A 19,968-nucleotide genomic window follows, 5' to 3' on the forward strand; every position below is an offset into this window, starting at 1 on the left:
GGCCCGATCTTCGCTACGGTTTGGTGTCGACGGCGGTCGGTCAGTACCAGCCGACGGACTGCGAGTGCGACCAGGCCGCACACGGCGTTCCATAGGAGGAGGCCTTGATATAGCCCAGGCCCCAGCTGATCTGCGTCGTGGCGTTGGTGGCCCAGTCGGTGCCGGCCGACGCCATCTTGCTGCCCGGCAGCGCCTGCGGAATGCCGGTCGCACCGCTGCTGGAGTTCAGGGCCGAGTAGGACCAGCCCGATTCCTTCTGCCACAGCCGGTCGAGGCAGCTGAACTGATCCTCGCCCCAGCCGTACTGGGAGGCGGCCATTGAACGCGCTGTGGCGCGGGCACCGTCGACGGTATTGCCGCCCGCGAGGGACTCCATTCGAGCGGCTTCAGCGGCGGCGGCCGCAGCGGCCTCGGCTGCAGCAACTTCAGCTGCGACCCGGTCGACTTCGGCGGTGGCCGCAGCAACTGCGGCGGTCTGCGTCTTCGCCTGGGCCGTGAGGTCTTCGAGCTGGTCGATCGGCATGATCTCGTAGCTGGCGAGCGAGCTGGCTACCGAGGTGAGGGTGGAGGCATCCACTTTGCTCACGCTGGCGGCAATGACCAAGTTGGCTTGCGAGAGGGCAGCGGATGCGCTGTCGCGGCTGAGTGCCTCGCCGCGCTGGGCGTAATAGTCGAGTTGTTCGATCTGGCGGCCGGTGCTCTCGGCGAGTGCGGTCGTGGCTGCGATGCTGTCTTGCTTGGCATCAGCCGACTGGGCGGCGAATTCGCTGCCGGCGACGAGGCCGGTGACGACCAGCACGGCACTGGCGGCGAAGATAATCTGGTGCCCGCGTTTTGGGGATTTGCGGACGGTACGAGCATGGGAAGTTTCGAAGTTTTTTTGGCGCATATCCTTCATCGGGAGCGAGGACGCGGCGCTAGGTACGCCGGCTCGCCGGGTTTCGGGCTCGCGCGCTTCGGGTCGGCGCGGGCAAGGTCGCTAGCTTGCACCGCATTTTTGAACGAAACCTCACGATTTTCTCCGAATACCCTGACTTTCGGTCACGATCGCTCAGCCGTGACATACTTTGCGACCCGCGGGGTACCTAAGAGGGGTTCGTGGCGAGGGTGAGCAGCCGGGGCAATGCGTAGGTCCAGTCGATGCGTTCCTGCTCGCGGCGCACGTTTCCCTCCGAGCGGATGCGCCCGAGCGCGGTCTGCTCCCCCGCCGTCAGCGTCGAATACGTTCCGCCGGCGGCCTTCGGTTCCGGCACCCAGAGGTCGCGAAATTGCAGCAGGGTCGCCTCGTCCATGAGTGTGCTCGTGACGTTGTCGCAGCCCGAGCGGAGCGCGTGCAAAATGGTAAATCCGTCGGAGTCGAGGTCGCCCCAGTAGATGACGCGGCCCGTGTTTATCCACGGGATGGCGCCTAGGCGAGGCGCTGCATAGCCGCCGCCGTGCACGACGACGGCCTGGAACGCGCAGGCCATGGGCCGGCTCGATTTCGACGACCTGCCGGGCGAGCGGGAGTACTCCGGTTCGGGGGCCGACAACCAGTCCACACTCACCAACGTCATGTTCACCGACGCGCTGGCCCCGCGCCTGTCGGAAACCGGAGTCACCGCGAACGCCGTGCATCCGGGGCTCGTGAGTACGAGGTTCGGCGTCGAGGATCCCGTGCGGGCCCAGCGCCTGCTCGTGCCACTGTTGCGACCGTTCATGAAGCCTCCCGCAAAGGGCGCAGTCACCTCGATTTACGTGGCGACCACTTTTGAGCGGGGGGGTCCGCCTGCTACTTCACCAATAAGCGGCCCAGAAAGTCGTCGGCCGCCAGCGACGACACCGCGGCTGCGGCCCGGCTCTGGCAGGTGAGCGCCGATTTGGTGGGCCTGCCCGGTATCCGGGAGCGTTCGCCGCGAACGGATGCCGCCCGCCCGGTATAAAAGCCGGCTCCCGGGCGCTCTCTGCGCATAACTCCTGCAATTTGTTAGCGCCGCGCGACGAAAAAACGTCCCCGTAATTCCGAGGTGGAATGTCGCCCGCGGCCCAAATCGCAGGGGTTGTGCCGCTCTGGGCCGTGAAACGGATGCCGCAGCCGGCACCGCCGACCGCTCCGACCGGCCCTGGAACACGCGGGGACGGGTCGACTGCAAGTTTTTGCCGGACGACCAAACGGCTACGCTCCGTTCAGAACCCGCGACGCCCCGCGAACAGCGTGTGCAGCAGGGGGACGACCGACGCGACCATTAAGACGGTGCCCAGCACCGCATCATCCGCTCGCAGCAGCACGCCGGCGATGAGCAGGGCGCCGAACAGGAGCGCCGACACGGCTTGCCGCAGGGTGCGCTCGAGGCGGGCGACGCGCTTCTCGAGACCCGGGCTGGCAACCGCAACGGAGCCGTCTTCGATCCGGGTGATCAATCCGTCGAGGCGCTTGGGCAGGCGAACGGCGATGCCGACCGTCTCCGTTGCCTGCTTCGCGATGTCCTGCACGAAGTTGCCGCTCTCGTCGCGCAGCAGCTGCGCCGCGTAGGGCTCGACCGAATCCCAGAGGTTGAAGGCGGGATTGAGCGCGCTGGCCACGCCGGAGGTGAGCGACATGGCTCGGATGATGAGCAGAAAGTTCTCGGGCAGCTGGAACGGCAGCGAGCGCACCACGTCGCCGAACTGCACCGCGAATTCGCGGAACTCTCGCGGGTCCACCTCGCGCAACTCGGCGAAACCCATACCACCAAACCGGGCGAACAGAGTGGTCATGGCCCGTTCGAGCTCGGTCGTCTCGGCCGAGGGAAGGAGCACGCCGACATCGTTCATGGCATTGACCAGGCCGCGCCCATCGCGTGAGGCGGCCGCGATGAGCATTTTGCGCAGTCCGGTACGCGTGCTCGTGGGCACCTCGCCCATCATGCCGAAGTCAATGAAGGTGAGTTGCCAGCCGCGCTCGCTGTCGGCGTCCGGGGTGACGAAGATGTTGCCGGGGTGCGGATCGGCGTGAAAGAAGCCCCTCGTGAACATCTGGTCGAACATGACCTCGGCGAAGACCGGAGCCACCTCGGCCGGGTCGATGCCGGCCTTGATCAGGGCGTCGACGTCGGTGATCTTGATCGCCGTGACATCTTCGAGAGTGAGCACCTTGCGGGTGGTTCGTTCCCAGACGACACCGGGAACGCCGACTCGGTCGTCATCGGGAAAGGCCGCTGCGAAACGTTCGGAGCTGCTCGCCTCGTGCAGGTAGTCGATCTCTTCGAGACTCGTCTGTGCGAACTCTTCGACCAGCGCCGGCATGTCGACCCGGTTGGAGACGAGTTTCACATGGCTGAGCCAGCCTCCCACCTTGCGCAGGGCGGCAAGGTCGACGTCGATGATTTCGTCGATTCCCGGGCGCTGCACCTTGATAATGACCCCGTCGAGCCCCGTGTCAGCAGCATCGAGCGCGGTGAGCCGGGCGCGATGTGCCTGCCCGAGGGATGCCGCCGCTACCGGAGTCTCGTCGACCGACGTAAAGGCCCGTTCGAGCGGCATGCCCAGCTCCGCCTCGACAGCAGCGCGAATGGCCGCAAACAATACCGGCGCGACTTCGTCCTGCAGCCCCTCGAGCTCTTTAGTGATCTCGGGTGGCAGCACGTCAAGGCGCGATGACATGAACTGCCCGACCTTGATCATGAGACCGCCAAGGTCGGCCGCGAGCACGTGAAAACCCTTCGCGAAGCGCTGCATCCGCTTGGAGCGCGTGCGCTCGGCGATCTTCACCAGCCCGATGCGAGGCAGGAACAACTCGAACCACCACGTTATGGCGAGATACCAGCTGGCAAAACGCAGAATGCGGCGGTACCGGGCGCGCATGTTGCCCGCGCCCGAATTCGAATCGTAGCTACCTCGACGAGCCAGCGGCACCCGTCAGTCCTGGGCGAGGATCGAGTAGAGCTTGCGACGCGCGTCGTCGAGCACGGTTGCAGCCTCTTTGATCTGTTCCGGCGATCCGGTGCGACCCACCTGAGCAGCAGCCTGGGCGAGTTCGATGCCCGCCTTCGGCAGCGCAGTGTGGGTGTGTGACCCGGTAGAGCTCGTCGCGGCCCACGGGGCGCTCGTGTCGGCGTCAGCGACTGCCGCGCGACCCTCATCGGTGAGCGAGTAGATCTTGCGACCGTTGTTCTCTTCGGCGCTGATCAGGCCCTCATCAGCCAGTAGCTGCAACGTGGGGTAGACCGAGCCGGCGCTGGGCTTCCAGGTGCCGCCGCTGCGCTCTTCGATTTCGTGGATGATCTGGTAGCCGTGCATCGGCTGCTCCGCCAGCAGGGCGAGCACCGCCGTGCGCACCTCACCGCGACCGGCTCGGGTGGCTGTGCCTGCCTGCTTCTCGAATCGGGAGCGGAACTGTTCCATGGCCTGCCAGATGCCGTCCATGTTGGCGGCGTTGAACCCGCCGGTGGGGAATGTGTTGCCCATGATTGCCTCCTCGGTATGACGTGCGAACGATACACAGCGATAGGTCTAACGATACCCAGCGATGGCCTCGAGCGTTACCCCAGAACGGATGCTCAGGGCTGGCTCCCAGACACCGCCGACCGATCATGGCAACTCTGTGTCAGGCGCCGTTTGCGTGCCTCAGCGCCAGCATCCGCTTGGAGCGTGCGCGTTGGAACAGCACGAGAAATGCGACGAGGGCCGCGGCACTGACCGCGCTGGCCACCCACACGTACCAAGCCTGCCCGGCTATCGCGAACAACACCAGGCCGACGGTGATCACCAGCGACATTATGGCCAGGGTGAGGTAACGTCCGTCGGCCTTCTCAAACGGATTCCGGAGTTCGAGTGGCGGCTGGGTCAGCGGTTCCCAGACAACAATAAAGAACGTGGCCACCGGCCCGAGAAACAGCGAGAGAACGAACCAGTTCCAGCGGGAACGGTTCTTCTGTTCGGCCAGGCCCGCATTCACCAGGGCTAACACGAACCACCCGCCACCGTTCAGCCACCAGTTGTTTTGCTGCACAGTCTGGGTGACGATCTCGCTTACGAAGTTGGGCATGCGTCATGCTCCCACGAATGGCGTCTCACGTGGGCGGGACAATCCCTTCAGCGCACCACCCGATACGTCACGTGGGTGACCAGCTCTCGCTCCACCGAGCTGACCTGTTCCAGGTTGAGGTGTTCCAGTCCCGCCAGCAAGGGCTCGCCGGCGCCGAGCACCGCCGCCGCTACGTGCAGCCGCAATTCGTCGATCAGCCCGGCGGACAGAAATTGCCGCGCCGTCGCGGCCCCACCCGCAATCGCCACCTCGCGATGGCCCGCAACGGCGCGAGCCTGCTCCAGCGCCGCCAGGATGCCAGCGGTCACGAACGTGAAGGTCGTGCCGCCTTGCATCACGAGCGGAGCCCGCGGGTAGTGCGTCAGTACGAACACCGGCGCGTGGTACGGCGGGTCGTCGCCCCACCAGCCCGTCCACTCGTCGTCCCACTCGCCACGGCCAGGCCCGAACATGTTGCGCCCCATGATGTAGGCGCCCGCGGTCGCTATGGCGGCGATCTCGGCGGCGTTCTCATCGGGCCGCTCGAAACGCCAGCGGGCTAGTCGTTCGCCGTCCTCGCCCAGCGGATGCTGCAGGCTCTGATTCACGCCGGCCGCGTAGCCGTCCTCCGAGACCATCATGTCGCAGGTCACTGTCATTTTTGTGTGCTCCTTTTTATGTGGTGCGGAACGCTTATCGCGGCGTTCGCAACCGAATTGCACCCTTGGCGGTTGACGGGTCGACCACGACGCCGCCCTGGGTGATCTGTAATTCGCCGCGGGCGACCATGCGTCGTGCGGCTCGTCGGGCAGGCTCCATCAGGTCGCGCCACTCCTCGCCGCCGATGGCGCGCGCCGCGTCAGACGGACAGATCGTGGCATCGTGCGCGCTTTTGTGCAGCAATGACACGATGGTCGTTTCGAGCTGGAGGTCTGTCGTGTTGATCCCGTGTGAGCGGCAGGCTGCCGAGCAGTACTTCACCGAGTCCCAATTGTTGGCCCACTTCGCACGCCACTCGATGCGTCGCCCACACGACGCGCAGGTCTTATCCGCCCGGTCGGTTACGGGGTCAGCATCGGAACGGTGCCGTTGACGGTGGGCCATGGCCTCTATCTTGCCCGGAGTCCTGCAATCGTGCCAGGTGTGTCTCCCGCACCGATCCCGGCACGGGCGACCTGCGAGAATGGAACCACCATGAAGACCCTTCTCAACATCATCTGGCTCGTGCTGTCAGGCTTCTGGCTGTTTCTCGGCTACATGCTGGCAGCCGCAATCATGTGCATTCTCATCGTGACGATCCCCTGGGGAATCGCCGCGGCACGCATCGGCGTCTACGCGCTCTGGCCGTTCGGCAAGACCGTGGTCGACGCCCCGGGCGCCGGAGCCGCGTCACTGTTCGGCAATGTCGTCTGGGTGATTCTGGCCGGCTGGTGGATCGCCCTCGAGCACCTGCTCTCGGGCATCGCCCTCTGCGTGACGATCATCGGCATCCCGTTCGGCATCGCCAACTTCAAGCTGATTCCGGTCGCGCTCATGCCGCTCGGCAAGCAGATCGTCGACACGCCCTAACAAAGCGGATGCCGCCTGCTCCGTCGCCAAATCACGCCGGAGCCGGCGAACAACCGGAAGTCAGCGCAGAGGGAACGCCCCCGCCAGCCGGGCCAGGGCGGCCTCTCCCACGATCGGAATTCCGTAGTCGCGGGCCTTGCGCGCCTTGCCCGAGAGCGAGTCCGGGTCGGCGGCCACGAGCAGCGTCACCTTTTTGGTCACCGCACTTTTCGGCGCGAAGCCGCGGGCCAGCAACTCCGACTCCCAGTCGCTGCGGGGTCGGGTCATCTCGCCGGTCAGTACCACGAGGTCGCCGAGGTGCAGTTCGAAGTGTGTACTCGTCACGGTGACGACTGCCGTTTCCGGCTGGTCGAGTGCGGCGTCAAGGGCATCCGCTGAGATGTCGAGCAGGTTGGCGACGTCGACGAGGTCGGCCATCTCATCCGTTGTGAGCACGCCGTCGGCCCAGGCGATGCGGGCGAGCGCGGCGAAATACTCCCCGTGCAGCAGCTCGCACCGGTGGCGGCTGAGGCCGAGCTCCTCGGCGAGCTGTACGAGCGCCTGCGCTTCGTGGGCGGAGAGCTTTCGGTCCAGCAGGCAGCGATCGAGCAGGGCGAGGTAGTCCTGGTGTTCGGCCGGCCCGGTGATCTCGGGCAGCCGCACACTGATGCGTTCCAGAAAAGCGGATGCCGTCTGCTCTGTCGCGAAATCCGGCCGCGGGTACCACGGGCGCTCCGGCAACGACAGGGTCGGCCAGCGGTAGGCGGCGGCACGGTCGAGGGCGTCGGCCCACAGGATCGGATCGGCGGCACCGGTGATGTAGTGGCTGAGCAGTTGGGCGGTGGCGCAGGTATCAACCGAGGCTCGGTGGGCACCGGTGAGATCGATGTCGTAGGCGGCGCAGCAGTCGGCGAGCGACCGGCCGGTGCCGGGTAGAAAGTCGCGGGCGAGCTGCATAGTGCACAGGCTGATCACCGGTTCGAAAATCGGGTAGCCGGCGCGGGCGAGTTCGGCGAGTAAAAAGCGGGTGTCGAACGCGGCGTTGTGGGCCACAATGACGCGGCCGTCCAGCAGCGCCACGAGCTGTGGGGCAATCTCGACGAAGCTGGGCGCATTCATGACATCGGCGGCGCGCACGCGGTGAATATCCTGACGACCGAGGTCCCGCCCGGGGTTAATGAGCGTCTCCCACTGCCCTTCGATCTGTCCGTCAGCGCTGACATGCGCGACGGCGACCTCGATGGCGCGGTCTTGGCCACCCGCGAAGAGTCCGGTGGTCTCGAAGTCGATGACGGCGAAACCGGGCATGGTACTCCTGAGCTGAGGGTGGTGGTTCTAAGACTGTAGCGAGGAGGCAGGCGCAACCGCGGCCCACAGACGAGGGCATCAGCGGTTGCGGCGGTGAAGCCGTTTAGCCCAGGCTCGCACGGTGGGCCGCAGCATCGAACTCTGCAGTGCGCTGCCGAAGTTGCAGCGCCTTCAGCGACGCGGCGAAGGCTCGTTCAAACGCGGCAGCATCCTTCGAGCGGATGCCGTAGAGCCGACTCACCCACTCCCCCACGTGCAGCTCGATCCGGCTCCAGAGCAGGCCGCGGGTGACGGTGACGATCTCGACATCCTCGACTGCGGTCACGATAGGGACGCCGCCCAGGGTGACCGTGAGGGTGCCGCCGTGGAGTTCGATTTTCCAGTCGCCGGAGCTGGTGAGAGCCTTGCCCCAGGCGGATGGCTGCCAGGTTGGCGGCATGCTGGCTGTCCTCTCGCTAGCTCGACGCGTTCGATCCGGTTGCAGGACGCGGCTGACTGGCCGTGCATTCCAACAATGGTCCTGACTACGCGAGGCGGGCTTCAACCCGCACTTCGCGCTCTAGTTGACACGAAGTCGGCCCGCGACCCTCGGACAGGGCCGATTTGGGAGGGGTTCTGGCGAATCAGAGCGCCTCGGCTTCGTGGGTGGAGAGCTGCCGGTCGCGCAGCACGAGGTAGTCCTGGTGTGACGTCGAAGGCGGCGTTGTGGGCCACGATAACGCGGCCGTCGAGCAGCACCACGCGCTACTAGTACACGTCCCGCCGATGGCCGACGGTGACCACGACCACCACCAGAATGTCGTTTCGAATGGTGTAGAAAATGCGATAGCTGCCCACCCGCACCCAATAGCCGTCCCGTCCTTGCAGCGCTCTCGCCCCGGGCGCTCGAGGGTCTTCGCCCAGCAGGGCGATGGCGCCATGTACCCGACCGCGGTCCTGCGGATCAATGCGACGCAAAGCTTTGACCGCTGCCGGACGCAATTCGATCCGGTATTTGCTCACATCCAGCCGAGATCCGCTTTGACCTGCTCCCAGGGAATGTTGTCACCCTCGTCGGCCATCGCCACATCAAACGCCGCGACATCCTCAGCATCCACAAGCGCTTCTTGCATGCGCGCGTACTGCTCGGGGCTGACCAGCACAGCAGCGACTTTTCCGCGACGCTCCAAGAAGACGGCCTCTGAGCTGGCCTGGGCAATCAACTCGGGTAGGCGCGCCCTGGCGTCGGTGACGCTTGACTTCGACATGCCTCAAATGTACATCAGCGTGATGGCGATGTACATGTGCAGATCTGCAGCCGGGCGCACGGCAAGGGCCAGACGGCGTTCGTTAGGCGCCGTCCGCGTGCGCTCGTGCCGCCATCCGCTTTGCACGGGCACGTTGAAAGAGCACGAGAAGTGTCACGAGGCCGGCGGCACCGACACCGCTGGCGGTCCACACGTACCAGTCGTTGCCCCGCACACATTGCGGCCGCGCCCACCAGAGGGCAGGCGGCCGCCTCAAGAACTTGGTCATAACCGTTCGCGAAAGACAATGTCACCGGATAACCGGTTGTCAGCGGTTGCGACGGTGCGGCGTGAACGGTTTGCGGTACCCGCCGACCGGCTTCACGACCGGCACCGATTCGCTGCCGTCGAGCGCCAGCGTCGTCTTGCAGCGCGGATAGCGGGCGCAGCCAAGAAAGGGGCCGCGCTTACCGGTGCGCTCGACCATGAACCCGCGACCACAGCGCGGGCAGACGATGGACTTCAATTCCTCGCCGATCGCGTTGGTGCGCAGCACGCCCTGGTCGCGAATGAGCTCCAGCACGAAGCGGGATTCACGTTTGTCGATGGTGACCAGCAATGCGCTGCGCCGGGCGCGGGTCAGCGCAACATAAAACAGGCGCCGCTCTTCAGCCTTCGGAAATTCTTCGGCCTGCGGCATAGCGAGGCGCAACACCGGGTCGTTGGGGATAGTGCTCGGAAATCCCCACTTTCCCGACACCAGACCGGCAATCACGACGTAATCAGCCTCCCCTCCCTTTGAAGCGTGGATGGTCGCGAACGACATCTCGAGCAGGTCAGAGAGGTGTTTACAGCCGTCCAGATAACTACTTTGGTGGCGGTATCGACCGAGCACGAGCACCGACACCTTGCGCCCGTTCGCACTGGGGATGGCGCCGCTGGCCACCCGGCCGTGCAGCTCAGTCAAACGATGACGGATGCCGGCCGCTAAGGCCTTGTCGGCTTGCACCGTCATGATCTCCACCGTGGGTGCGAACTCGGCGGTCGACGAAACGACGCTCTTGGTGATTTGCGCCGGATTCTGCAAAACGAAGGTGCTGGAGACATCCGCTATGGATTGCGGAAACCGAAAGGTGCGCTCGAGGCGCATGACGTCGCTCGGGCCGAACCAGCTCTCGAAGCCGGTCATGACCGAGAGGTCGGCTCCGGCGAAGCGGTTGATGCTTTGCCAATCATCACCGACCGCGAATAGGTGGCGGCCGGGTGCGGCGACGAGCGCCCGAACCAAACGGGCTCGGGCGAAGCTGGCGTCCTGAAACTCGTCGACCATCACGAGTTCGTAGGGGCTCTCCCAATCGCCGTTTTCGAGGTGCTGCGCGGCAAGGGTGAGCATGTCTTCAAAGTCGATGCAGTCATCCGCACGGAGTTTCTCGTTCCATTCTCGGCGGATTACCGCGAATAGTTGCAGGAACGACGCATCGCGGTAACGCACGGGGCCATGAGCCTGCTCGGCCAGGCGAGCGCTGAGCTGTTCGTCGGTGAGACAGTTGCTTTTTGCGTGCAGCAGGAACGTGCGAAAGGTACCCAGCAGAAGCGCGTTTTCGACGGGCTTCTGGCCAGCGGCGAGGCGGCCAGCGTCGGGCTGCAGCGTGATGCCGCGCTCGGTCAGTTCGTGGCCCAAGTTGGTCAAGGCGTTTCCGCCCCAGAGCTCAGCCATGGTTGTTTCCAGCAGGGTGGTGCCGTTGCTGCGATGGATGCGCCGCTTCCATGCCACACCATCGAGATAGTCCTCGAACGGCGATAACCCATCGGCATCAATTGCCCAATGCTCGTGGTACGCGTGGATGGCCGGGTAGAAAAAATCCGGCCGGTACTGCACGTGCTCGGCGTCGACGGTTTCGATTTCGTATCGCTGCTCGTAGATGTAGTCAACGCCGTTGAAGAACAGCCAGTCGGCGATCATGCGCTCTCCGGCGCTCTTGACGGTTTCACCCTGCGACGTTGTGAAACCCTCACCGGAATCGGACTTCGCCCCGTCATCATCCCGGTAATCGCGGGCAAGCACGGCGCGAAAGAAGTCCCACTCCGAGCGAAACACGACGTCGGTCGCGCGCAGCCGATCCACGATCAGGCCGAGCTGTTCGATATCACCGCCGCCGTCGAGCCAGGGCGCCAATGACGGCTTCCGCCCGGTGGCCTGGCCGATGATTTCGAGACCGAAGGCGTGAAAAGTGCGGGCGACGACCTTGTCGGCATCGAGACCGAGCGGTCCGAGGCGGTCGCGCGTGCGCTGTTGCAGTTGTTTGGCGGCCGCCGCGTTGAAAGCAAGCATAAGAATCTTGTCGGCCGGAATGAGGTTGCGGTGCAGGGCGTAACCGGCCTTGGCGACCATGGTGGAGGTTTTGCCCGAGCCCGCCGAGGCGACGACCAGCATGCGGTTGTCGAAGCAGATCACGGCGCGGGTCTGCTCGGGCGTCAGCGGCGAGGATTCCACGCTCTCGAAGAACTCGCGACATTCATCCGTTTCGGACTCGAGGTGGTTCTGGTTTTCCCGCGCGATCACGTCGAGCACGTCTTCTGCCCACAGAACGATCGTGTCGGCGATGCCGGCGGTCTGCTCGGCGATATGGCTGCGCAACAGGGGCTCATCGAGCAGATGGCAGAAGCCCACGGCGGTCTTGCGCGCAGCCCAGTCCGTGCTGAATTCGGTGGTGAGCCACCCCTTGGTCTGCAGGTGTTGGCTGAGGGCGGCGGTAAAGCTGTTCAACCAGAGCGTTGCCTGATACGCCGCCGCATCAAATTCCGCGATGAGCTGCCGCAGGTACAGCGACTGGCGCGACGCAGTGAACGCCTGGTCAAACGCTGCCGCGTCGGTCGAGCGGATGCCGCGGAGCCGGGTACCCCGCTCACCCAACTGCACATCGATCCGGCTCCAGAACAGTCCGCGGGTGACGACCACGGTCGACACGTCCTCGACCGCGGTCGCGGTCGAGGACGTGTCACCGCCGACGGTGACGGTGACGATGTCGTCGTGGAGCGCGAGTTGCCAGTCGCCGGACTTGGTGAAGGCTTTGCCCCAGGCGGACGGCTGCCACGACGGAAGTGCGTGTTTGGTCATCGGGACTTGACCAGGAGCTTGATCGTGCGTGCGCCGAAGCCGATGAGGGCAAGCGGAATTGTGAACATGAGGAACGTTTGGGCCAGGGAAGTCATGCTTGCGATCGAGGCCGTGGGAACGTTCGAGGCGCTCATCCCATATTGCTGCGCGACGTAGCCGGCCCCGGCAACGAGAACGTTGAAGCCCAGCGCCATCCAGAAGAGCTTCAGGCCGTTGTGCCGAAATACCTGCACGATGCCGTCAAGCAGCCAGGAGGCAACGAACGGCAAGATTCCCGCCCACAGCATCACGGCTGTCATTCCTGCGAATTGCGATGCCATCATGGACGAGAAAATGGTCGACTCCGGGTTACTACATCTCTGTCACGTCGGATTCATCCCTGCGTTGTCTGCTCACCGCACGTTTCCGTGAAACAGCGACCTATCGGACATGAGGCATTTGCGCGTAATCCGAACTGTAGCGACACATTGTGGCGTCCCGCGGCCCTCGGACAGGGCCGATTTAGGGAGGTTCTGGAGCATCAGAGCGCCACGGTCTTGATCCCCGCCGACAGGCCCGCAGATCGCTCATCGAGGGACGGCGCTAGCGCTCACGTAGACGTCGGCGGGCATTTCTCGTTGGAGGTCCCAGGTGATGGCGATCGGCTTTTCGCCTGCATGCTTGAGGTAGTTGACGCGACCAAGACAGGTGTAGGTGCCGACCATTCCCTCGTCGTCCTTACCGTCGTGGCGGGTGAAGAGCAGAACGTTTGAACCGCCGGGCCTGCCATTTATATAGCGGCTTCCAGTCGCGCTCTCGACGGTTGTCCCATTTTGAGATTCCCAGTGGAACAGGGAGGCGTTGAGGGCATAGTCGCGGTACATCGTGTTCGGCGAAAAGTCCTTTTCGGACTTATGGAGCGTCACGAGTAGGGCATCAGTCAACGTCTCGGCGCACCAGGCCACACCCTCACGGTGGCTGTCGACGCGGCCGCCCGTCTCCAAGTTTGCGTAGCCGAGTGCTGCCAGAATCTCTTCCCGGCGATACGAAGCGTGGCTGAACATCGGCACGTCTTCCAGCCCCTTCCCGAGGGCGAGCGGCACCCGCCGGGAGGCATCCGCGCTAAAGGCCACGATCTGCTGAATCTCCGAGCAGACAGTCCGCGTGGCCCGAAGCTGAATCAACGCAGCCTCATAAGACGCGAACTTGTTACCGTCAGGCCACAAAGTGAAGACAAGCATGCGCGCATATCGCTGGTCCCGGACGGACAGCTCCGCGTAGGCCGGGCACCCCGGTGTCGAGAGCCGAGTGTAGGCATCCGCTCGCTCGGGGTCGTCGACGTGCACGAAGGCAACCATCCGTTTGAGAAGCTGTTCCTCGCTTTCAGACATGATTGCATCGTCACCAGTCGGCCCACTCAAACCGGCCTCTCGGGACAAATCGGTCCAGGTCCACCTGCTATAGATCTCGCGAATCCCCCGCTCGGCGTCTTCGAGGTACTCCGCGAGCAGGTATTCGTGTACCGACGGACGGGTCGATGCGTGTGAGCGGATGTCCGCAACGACGTCTTTCTTGAATTTGAGCTGCGAGCTGATGCTTTCCAGGACGACCTTTCGCGCAACCCGGTCCAACACGAGTTGCGACCCCGACGGCAAGAACGGGAACCCTGCCGCGGCCTCGCGCCTTAGACGGCTGCGGCCAAAACCCGTCAACGCCCGATAGCGCGTATCGAGACGATATTCGCGGCGGTGCTGACCGATGTAGTCGAGCACGGTCAAAACTGCCTTGCCTTGCGCACGTCTTAATCCACGTCCGAGCTGCTGCAGAAAAATCGTCGGGCTCTGAGTGGGGCGCAACATCAGGATCGTGTCGACGACCGGTATGTCGAGTCCCTCATTGAGCACGTCCACCGCGAAAATACAGCTGATCTCGCCGTGGCGTAGCCGACGCAGTGTCTCTTCGCGTTCCGCCGACGGAGTCGTGCCGGTAACACATGCCGACGTAATATTTGCCTCGTTGAACTTGCGTGCCATGTACGCAGCGTGGGTTACGGAGACGCAGAATCCGATTGCTCGCATCTGGTGAACGTCCGTCACTTTGTCCGCCAGCGTCACCAAAATCTTGGCTGTCCTAGCATCGTTACCCGTGTAGACCGCGTCGAGGCCAGCGTCGCTGTAACTACCTCGCTTCCACTCAACTGACCTGAGATCGACGTCGTCTGAGATGCCGAAGTAGTGGAACGGGACCAGAATGTCAGCTTCGAGGGCGTCCCAGAGCCGGAGTTCGGCCGCGGCACGGCCGGCGAAGAAATCGTTCTTGATGTCGACACCATCCGCGCGCTCCGGCGTGGCGGTGAGACCGAGCAGTTCCTTGGGCTGGAGGTGTTCCAGCAGGCGCCGGTAGGTCTTCGCTTCGGCGTGATGGAATTCGTCGATGATGACCACGTCAAAGTGTTGGGGATGGATGTTCTCTACCCCGTAGGAGTTCAAGGACTGCACACTCGCGAAAACGTGGTTCCACCGCTCGGGCTTGCCTCCGGCGACAAACAGCTCCCCGAAGGTGCCGTCCATGAGAATTTGGCGGAAGACTCGTTGTGTCTGTTCAAGGATCTCCTTCCGGTGAGCGACGAACAGGATCTTCAGGTCAGAACCACGGGCCCGAAGCAGGTTCTGGTAGTCGAGCCCGGCGACGATCGTCTTGCCGGTACCGGTCGCGGCGATAATTAGGTTTCGGTGGCGACCGTGCACGTTTCGCTCGGCCTCGAGCGATTCCAGCATCGCCTGCTGGTACGGGTACGGTCGGACCTCAATGTTCGAGAGGTCGATGGAATCGCCACGGCCGTAATTCGCGCTGCGCCCCAATGCCATGTCGAGGCGTTCGGAATCGCGGTCCGGATCGTAATTCTCAAACGATGGGTCGTTCCAATAGCTGTCGAACGTCGCCGAAAATTTATGGATGAGCGCCGGCGTGCTGATCTGCGAGAGCCGTACGTTCCACTCCAGCCCGTCCACGAGGGCGGAGTGGGAGAGATTGGAACTCCCGACGTACGCCGTGTTGAAACCGGTCTTCCTCCGAAAAAGCCACGCCTTGGCATGCAAGCGGGTGGACTGGGTCTCATAGTTCACTTGCACTTCAGCGCCATACTTGGCCACGAGCTTGTCCAGCGCCTTGCGCTCGGTCGCTCCCACGTAGGTCGTCGTGATGACTCGGAACGGAATCTTGCGTTCGTGAAGTTCGATGAGAGCGTCTTCGAGAACACGGATGCCGTGCCAGCGCACGAAGGCGCAGAGAAGGTCCACCTCATCTGCGCTCGCAAGCTCGGCCCGCAATTCAGCGCCCAGACTGGGCTCGTCTCGAGCGTTCGTGAGAAGGGCCGAATCGCTCAGCGCTGTCGCCGGGCGCTCGATCGCTTTTGCGCCGGTGCCGGGAGCGCTCAGCTGGAGCAGCTGACGTAACTCCCCGGGTTCAAAAGATTCATCGGACTGCAGGCCGGCGAGCACGCGGTTGACGAGCGCAACCCGATCAGCGGGATCGATGCCGGTCAGCGCCCGACGGGCGGCATGGGCGAGGAATCGGGCGAGGAACTCGGGGGCCTCCGCATCGACGATTTTATCGGTCGTCTTTCTTGCAGTCTCGGCGCGTACGGCGAGTTCACTCGTCAGGGAACCGGTGATGAGCGTCTCATAGAGCCCGAAGGGCATCGGTTCGGTCATTGGGTAATTTTCTGAGGACCCGCGAGGTCGGCCCGTGCAGGCTCATGGTCGCGGCTCGTTCTCGTACGCACACGTCTCATGTTGGCAATCCCCCAAGTATTTCTAGCGCCTGGTACTTCTGCCTACGACCATAGCAACGACCAGGCATTGGACTCCGTCCAGCACCACCTTGGTGTTCGGGCGTCGTCTCTCAGGCCCGTGGCTGGCACAAATTCCGGTTCCTTTGTGGCATCAGAAATTTCCAGTGACGTTCTCCGCCAGCGCTATTAGCTGTGGAAGAGCCACGAATACTCCGATTGCGGTCACCGTTGCAATGCGGAGCAGCTTCCAGCTGATGTGCCGAACGCGCGCAGATCGAAACTCGCCATCCAGCTTGGTGTACTGCGCCATAAAGTTCGGGGGGAGTGCAGACGTGACGGCAGACCAGGTCTCCGGCGCATCGACGATCGCCGCGAGTTCGACCAGTTCCGCTTCGGCAAGAATTACGGGCCGTTTCAGAAGCCAACGCCGCAAGTTGTACGCATCCAAGATTTTCACTTCCTCGGGCTGCTTCTTGATCGTGATCGACGCGGGGCCGACCAGCGCGATCACGGCCTGCGCGGGCGGGAGCTGCGGCATCCGCTCTCGAAGGATTTTGGTGACGCGCGTGGCCTCGAACGTGGAGTTTCGAAGGTAGGGCTGCTTTTGGCCGTTGACCTGGAACGCTCGTTCGGCGATCCAGATCTTCTTGCCCCGATGGTGCTTGGTGTTGATGGTGAAGATGCCGCCGGGGCCGACTACGAGGTGGTCGATGTCGGCGCCGGCTGTGCCGATGGGGAGAGCGTGGAAGACTCGCCACTCGGGCGGGAGCCGGCTGAGAATTCTGCCGACCTCGATCTCGCCCTGGGCACCGCGGTACCAGGCGACGCTGTCGGCGGCCAGCGGGGAGATTCCCCAGAACCGAGCGAAACGCGTGCGCGGTGGCATCGACAGCTGCTGGCGTAGTAACTCTTCGATGACCGATTGGGCGGCGATCTGATCGCTCATGCCCGGTAGCTGTGTTGTCACTCATCCCCCGATGATTAGTGCCACTTTAGCGAATCCGACACCGAGCCAGTCTGCGCTAGGCGAGAACCGCGGCGAGGTGCTGGTAGGCATCCACTTGATGTGTTGCACGCCGGATGCGCTCGGCCGGATCTCTGTGCCAGAGCGCCTGAGCTCCCGGATGGTAGGTGGAGATGACGGTGAGTTCATTGGCCGTATTCGGCGCGCGCCGCAGCACCCGGTGCCACGATCTGAGGGCGTCTCCGCCCTGAAGCAGCACGACCTGCACGGCTGGTGCCAGGTGGAGCATTTCGAGGATGGTGTCAACGCCGGCCTCTAACTCGGCGGCCTTGGGGGCGCGATTGATGTACCAGGGGTAGGCGTTCCACGGCAGAATATCGCAGGCACTAACGCCGACTGACGCGAAGCGCGCGCACTGCCGTTCAGCGGTTGGGTCATCGTTTTCGATGCTGATGAACCCACTGCCCTTGTCTTTGCGTGTGGCAGGGCCTGGATCGCGCAGCACGGAGAGTACGCGAGCGTTAATGCCACCGTGAATCGGTGCGACGTAAGGAACCCAGAGGTCTGGCGTGCTGATCTCGTCGACGTAGTCGTTGATCGGCTTGATGTGCCGATCGAAACGATGCTTCACCTGCTCAGCGAGGTAGGCGGGTTCCTTCATGCGTCGGGTCATGGGGTGAACGTACCCGGGGTTGCGGCAGTTCGCGAGGCTACCCGGGTGTTTGGGCCGCCCGACTGACGCACGGGTCGCTAGTCGGTCACTAGCAGGCAAGGGGCGAGAGTCATTCGCGCGTTCAGAAGCAAGAGTCCCTCCGTGCTCGCGATTGAGCTTCGCGTGACTGCGATAACGGCGGCGAACCCGCAGTGAACCGGGCGACAAGCCCGGTCACTTTAGCCAGTCGTCCGACGCAACGGGGATCATCCGCTGGTGAATTGGGAGAGCCGATCACGGTTGCCGCTCAGTCGGGCGGGGGCGTGCCCAGTCTGGGCATCAGGATCGGAGGCATCGGCGTTGTGATGCGCGCCGGCTTTCCCGCTGCCAGATTCTGCGCCTGGCCACGAATGTAACCCGGCACGTGTTTCGAAATCGACTGGTGCGCGGGCAACTCCCGCGTCGCTGCAATCACGGCGTCCAGGGTCTGAGCGATGACCTCTCGGGCGCGCGAAGACTCGAGGCCCCAGACACGGGCCTCGTCGACCAGGTGATCGAGAGTGACCCGCGTGATGACGCGCTCGCCGCTGATGGACATCGCCAGCTCCAGCGGTGCCTCAAACCCGAGAGCGAGCGGCGCGGCATCGTAGAAGGGAGCCAATTGTGAGCGGCCATCATCAAAGCGGAGGAGCGAAAAATTCTTCGCATGCGCGTCGGTGTTGCCAGCCGCGACGTTGAGCACTGTGTATCGAAGCAGCTTCTCGCGGTCTGGTTCTGTGCGGTCGAAGATGCTGCGGTCGCGGTCGAGCACCGAAGCGATCGCGGCCAGGCTGGCACCGCGGTTGCTGCGCTCGAACCTGTCGTCCCCGCCCCACGGGAGCGCCAACGCCTGCGCCAAGTCCTCCTGATGAATTCGCTCGATGCTGGAATTCGTGATTCGTCGGTCATAGCGCTCGACGACCAGCACCGGCGTCTGGCCGATCGTGTCCACCCACGAATCGAAGTGAAGGAGGCCGAGCGCCCGAGCGACACCCAACACGTAGTTCTCACCCTCGACGAGATGGCGATTTTCTTCGGAGACCGGTTTGAGGATGTGGGTGGAGGGTTTCGTACCGTTACCCGCGATCCAGCGGCCATCAGAACGGGTGAGGGCGAGTTTTCGTTGGAAGCCGGGCAGCGCGGAACCGCCGCCGCCAAGAATGTAGCCGGCCGCCTGGCTCAGCAACTGCACGAGTTCGGACTCCTCGAGCAATCGGGGTTGCCCTGTCACGCGGCCCGCGCCGATCGTGAGCGCGCCGATGAGGTCTGCCCCGACAGCACCGAAGATGCCGATCAGGTCGTTGCTGCGCACCTGGAGCGCATTGGCCAGTAGGTCGAGCCAGCGCCCCTCCGGCAGTAGTGCGCCGAAGAAGGACTCCGTGGTGTCGACATTCGACGTGCCGACGGGGAGGGAGGCCGACAGCGGCGTCGAACGCAGGGGCCACCGCGCGAGGGCGTCGTTGCTCCAGTCGAACAGGGCGCGACCGCGGGGCGCGCGGGTGAGGTCGCCGATGTGTACGCCATAGAGCTCGACGCGCAGGGCGGGGTCACTCATCATCGACCGGCGACGTCGACTGCGCCGAAAGGGCAATTCCGAGCTTCGCCAGGATCTCGAAGTACCGCTCATCAGCCCTCTTGGGCTTTCCGGCCTCGAGTTCGGAGACGTAGCGCTGGGTTGTGCCGAGGGCCACCGCCAATTGCCGCTGGGTCATACCGTGCTGAAGACGGATGCGCCGCGTGAAGTCGCCGAGGTCAACCGCCGACCGAATTTGAGCGATCATCGCACCTCCGCTTCATTATTACCGAACGGTAGTAGCCTAGCATTCGATTACCGATAGGTAATGATTGGCGTGCAATTACTTTTCGGTAATACGGCTCTTAGACCGCATGCTCCGCGAGAATCGACTCCAGCGTCCTGCCCAGATATCGCGCGGACTTCTCGAACTTCTTCGTGAGCCGTGCTCGCGCCTCAGGCGACAGCCCCGTTTGGCCTACACGTGACGACGGTCTTCACGACTCACACCATAGAACGGGTAAGTCAACCTGGCGAGGGTAAGACCAAGGATCGCGGCTAGCGTCGAGCGCGCTGGCGTTGGACGGTACACAAGACTCATGAATTACACAAGATACACAGAGATATACAAGGCGCACAGCGGATGCCATGGGGTCGGTCCCTGACAGCACCGAACGCAGCTGGACACCCCAGGAACCCGGCCGTAGCGCGATCGTCACGAATGTGTACACATTCGATACCACACATCGTCGACTCTATACATGACCGTTGCCGCCGCCTTTTCTGTTCTTCCGAGTCGGGAGATCCGCACCGAGCTTCCGAAAGCCCTAGAACGATTTCGTGC

Annotated in this window: 20 protein-coding genes; 1 reads left to right on the plus strand and 19 read right to left on the minus strand. The window is 63.7% G+C overall.

What is annotated here, in order from left to right; translation table 11 throughout:
- Nucleotides 1-40: 40 nt before the first annotated feature.
- The 8 genes from CXY80_RS17715 to CXY80_RS17745 form a co-directional block, all read right to left on the minus strand.
- The gene (locus CXY80_RS17715) at nt 41-889 is read right to left on the minus strand and encodes a hypothetical protein (RefSeq protein WP_104133253.1); all 849 of its coding nucleotides are present in this window, start codon (nt 887-889) and stop codon (nt 41-43) included.
- A gap of 196 nt (nt 890-1,085) precedes the next feature.
- Entirely contained in the window at nt 1,086-1,700 is a 615-nt protein-coding gene (locus CXY80_RS17720; protein ID WP_104133254.1) for a Wadjet anti-phage system protein JetD domain-containing protein, read from the minus strand.
- A gap of 71 nt (nt 1,701-1,771) precedes the next feature.
- Entirely contained in the window at nt 1,772-1,951 is a 180-nt protein-coding gene (locus CXY80_RS19235; RefSeq protein WP_134479324.1) for a hypothetical protein, read from the minus strand.
- A 215-nt stretch (nt 1,952-2,166) separates the two neighbouring features.
- Nucleotides 2,167-3,822, minus strand: coding sequence for an AarF/ABC1/UbiB kinase family protein (locus tag CXY80_RS17725; protein WP_092448819.1), 1,656 nt, complete (start codon nt 3,820-3,822; stop codon nt 2,167-2,169).
- A gap of 54 nt (nt 3,823-3,876) precedes the next feature.
- Complete coding sequence (locus CXY80_RS17730) at nt 3,877-4,425, minus strand: PadR family transcriptional regulator (RefSeq protein ID WP_104133255.1); 549 nt, start codon at nt 4,423-4,425, stop codon at nt 3,877-3,879.
- 139 nt (nt 4,426-4,564) lie between these two features.
- Nucleotides 4,565-5,005, minus strand: coding sequence for a hypothetical protein (locus tag CXY80_RS19785; protein WP_198415519.1), 441 nt, complete (start codon nt 5,003-5,005; stop codon nt 4,565-4,567).
- A gap of 47 nt (nt 5,006-5,052) precedes the next feature.
- Nucleotides 5,053-5,643 (minus strand): dihydrofolate reductase family protein, encoded by a 591-nt coding sequence (locus CXY80_RS17740; RefSeq protein WP_104133256.1) that lies wholly within the window; start codon nt 5,641-5,643, stop codon nt 5,053-5,055.
- Nucleotides 5,644-5,677: 34 nt separating this feature from the next.
- Nucleotides 5,678-6,088 carry a DUF2256 and DUF3253 domain-containing protein gene (locus CXY80_RS17745; protein WP_092448822.1) on the minus strand — a complete coding sequence of 137 codons (411 nt, stop codon included), beginning with the start codon at nt 6,086-6,088 and terminating at the stop codon, nt 5,678-5,680.
- A gap of 90 nt (nt 6,089-6,178) precedes the next feature.
- Here CXY80_RS17745 and CXY80_RS17750 point away from each other — a divergent pair, with 90 nt between their 5' ends.
- Nucleotides 6,179-6,553 carry a YccF domain-containing protein gene (locus CXY80_RS17750; RefSeq protein WP_104133257.1) on the plus strand — a complete coding sequence of 125 codons (375 nt, stop codon included), beginning with the start codon at nt 6,179-6,181 and terminating at the stop codon, nt 6,551-6,553.
- 60 nt (nt 6,554-6,613) lie between these two features.
- Here the strand turns inward: CXY80_RS17750 and CXY80_RS17755 are convergent, their stop codons facing one another.
- From CXY80_RS17755 to CXY80_RS17805, 11 genes are all read right to left on the minus strand, one after another.
- On the minus strand, nt 6,614-7,840 hold the full coding sequence (locus tag CXY80_RS17755) for an exonuclease domain-containing protein (protein ID WP_104133258.1): 1,227 nt from the start codon (nt 7,838-7,840) through the stop codon (nt 6,614-6,616).
- A 103-nt stretch (nt 7,841-7,943) separates the two neighbouring features.
- The gene (locus tag CXY80_RS17760; protein ID WP_104133259.1) at nt 7,944-8,279 is read right to left on the minus strand and encodes a hypothetical protein; all 336 of its coding nucleotides are present in this window, start codon (nt 8,277-8,279) and stop codon (nt 7,944-7,946) included.
- A 308-nt stretch (nt 8,280-8,587) separates the two neighbouring features.
- Nucleotides 8,588-8,842, minus strand: coding sequence for a type II toxin-antitoxin system RelE/ParE family toxin (locus CXY80_RS17765; RefSeq protein WP_104133260.1), 255 nt, complete (start codon nt 8,840-8,842; stop codon nt 8,588-8,590).
- Nucleotides 8,839-9,087: a type II toxin-antitoxin system Phd/YefM family antitoxin gene (locus tag CXY80_RS17770; protein WP_104133261.1), complete on the minus strand. Its 249-nt coding sequence runs from the start codon at nt 9,085-9,087 to the stop codon at nt 8,839-8,841. Before CXY80_RS17770 ends, CXY80_RS17765 begins: the two co-directional genes overlap by 4 nt.
- A 307-nt stretch (nt 9,088-9,394) precedes the next feature.
- Nucleotides 9,395-12,184: a UvrD-helicase domain-containing protein gene (locus CXY80_RS17775; RefSeq protein ID WP_104133262.1), complete on the minus strand. Its 2,790-nt coding sequence runs from the start codon at nt 12,182-12,184 to the stop codon at nt 9,395-9,397.
- Nucleotides 12,181-12,507 (minus strand): hypothetical protein, encoded by a 327-nt coding sequence (locus CXY80_RS17780; protein WP_146070765.1) that lies wholly within the window; start codon nt 12,505-12,507, stop codon nt 12,181-12,183. Before CXY80_RS17780 ends, CXY80_RS17775 begins: the two co-directional genes overlap by 4 nt.
- 243 nt (nt 12,508-12,750) lie before the next feature.
- A complete protein-coding gene (locus CXY80_RS17785) occupies nt 12,751-15,876 on the minus strand; it encodes a DEAD/DEAH box helicase (protein WP_104133264.1) in 3,126 nt (1,041 codons plus the stop codon).
- A gap of 231 nt (nt 15,877-16,107) precedes the next feature.
- Nucleotides 16,108-16,902: a nuclease-related domain-containing protein gene (locus CXY80_RS17790; protein ID WP_104133265.1), complete on the minus strand. Its 795-nt coding sequence runs from the start codon at nt 16,900-16,902 to the stop codon at nt 16,108-16,110.
- Nucleotides 16,903-16,978: 76 nt separating this feature from the next.
- Nucleotides 16,979-17,593, minus strand: a complete 615-nt coding sequence (locus CXY80_RS17795; protein ID WP_104133266.1) for a uracil-DNA glycosylase — start codon at nt 17,591-17,593, stop codon at nt 16,979-16,981.
- Between the two features lie 286 nt (nt 17,594-17,879).
- A complete protein-coding gene (locus CXY80_RS17800; protein ID WP_158251700.1) occupies nt 17,880-19,166 on the minus strand; it encodes a type II toxin-antitoxin system HipA family toxin in 1,287 nt (428 codons plus the stop codon).
- Nucleotides 19,159-19,392: a helix-turn-helix transcriptional regulator gene (locus CXY80_RS17805; RefSeq protein ID WP_092448833.1), complete on the minus strand. Its 234-nt coding sequence runs from the start codon at nt 19,390-19,392 to the stop codon at nt 19,159-19,161. Before CXY80_RS17805 ends, CXY80_RS17800 begins: the two co-directional genes overlap by 8 nt.
- Nucleotides 19,393-19,968: the final 576 nt, after the last annotated feature.

The sequence above is a fragment of the Cryobacterium sp. M91 genome (assembly GCF_002929615.1).
GTDB lineage: Bacteria > Actinomycetota > Actinomycetes > Actinomycetales > Microbacteriaceae > Cryobacterium > Cryobacterium levicorallinum.

Bases quoted from the DNA above. Each gene is read 5' to 3' on its own strand.
- CXY80_RS17740 (WP_104133256.1), bottom strand. From the start codon at position 5,643: ATGACAGTGACCTGCGACATGATGGTCTCGGAGGACGGCTACGCGGCC.
- CXY80_RS17730 (WP_104133255.1), bottom strand. From the start codon at position 4,425: ATGGGCAACACATTCCCCACCGGCGGGTTCAACGCCGCCAACATGGAC.
- CXY80_RS17725 (WP_092448819.1), bottom strand. From the start codon at position 3,822: ATGCGCGCCCGGTACCGCCGCATTCTGCGTTTTGCCAGCTGGTATCTC.
- CXY80_RS17785 (WP_104133264.1), bottom strand. From the start codon at position 15,876: ATGACCGAACCGATGCCCTTCGGGCTCTATGAGACGCTCATCACCGGT.
- CXY80_RS17720 (WP_104133254.1), bottom strand. From the start codon at position 1,700: ATGAACGGTCGCAACAGTGGCACGAGCAGGCGCTGGGCCCGCACGGGA.
- CXY80_RS19785 (WP_198415519.1), bottom strand. From the start codon at position 5,005: ATGCCCAACTTCGTAAGCGAGATCGTCACCCAGACTGTGCAGCAAAAC.
- CXY80_RS17795 (WP_104133266.1), bottom strand. From the start codon at position 17,593: ATGACCCGACGCATGAAGGAACCCGCCTACCTCGCTGAGCAGGTGAAG.
- CXY80_RS17760 (WP_104133259.1), bottom strand. From the start codon at position 8,279: ATGCCGCCAACCTGGCAGCCATCCGCCTGGGGCAAGGCTCTCACCAGC.
- CXY80_RS17800 (WP_158251700.1), bottom strand. From the start codon at position 19,166: ATGAGTGACCCCGCCCTGCGCGTCGAGCTCTATGGCGTACACATCGGC.
- CXY80_RS19235 (WP_134479324.1), bottom strand. From the start codon at position 1,951: ATGCGCAGAGAGCGCCCGGGAGCCGGCTTTTATACCGGGCGGGCGGCA.
- CXY80_RS17770 (WP_104133261.1), bottom strand. From the start codon at position 9,087: ATGTCGAAGTCAAGCGTCACCGACGCCAGGGCGCGCCTACCCGAGTTG.
- CXY80_RS17780 (WP_146070765.1), bottom strand. From the start codon at position 12,507: ATGATGGCATCGCAATTCGCAGGAATGACAGCCGTGATGCTGTGGGCG.
- CXY80_RS17805 (WP_092448833.1), bottom strand. From the start codon at position 19,392: ATGATCGCTCAAATTCGGTCGGCGGTTGACCTCGGCGACTTCACGCGG.
- CXY80_RS17750 (WP_104133257.1), top strand. From the start codon at position 6,179: ATGAAGACCCTTCTCAACATCATCTGGCTCGTGCTGTCAGGCTTCTGG.
- CXY80_RS17745 (WP_092448822.1), bottom strand. From the start codon at position 6,088: ATGGCCCACCGTCAACGGCACCGTTCCGATGCTGACCCCGTAACCGAC.
- CXY80_RS17755 (WP_104133258.1), bottom strand. From the start codon at position 7,840: ATGCCCGGTTTCGCCGTCATCGACTTCGAGACCACCGGACTCTTCGCG.
- CXY80_RS17790 (WP_104133265.1), bottom strand. From the start codon at position 16,902: ATGAGCGATCAGATCGCCGCCCAATCGGTCATCGAAGAGTTACTACGC.
- CXY80_RS17715 (WP_104133253.1), bottom strand. From the start codon at position 889: ATGCGCCAAAAAAACTTCGAAACTTCCCATGCTCGTACCGTCCGCAAA.
- CXY80_RS17775 (WP_104133262.1), bottom strand. From the start codon at position 12,184: ATGACCAAACACGCACTTCCGTCGTGGCAGCCGTCCGCCTGGGGCAAA.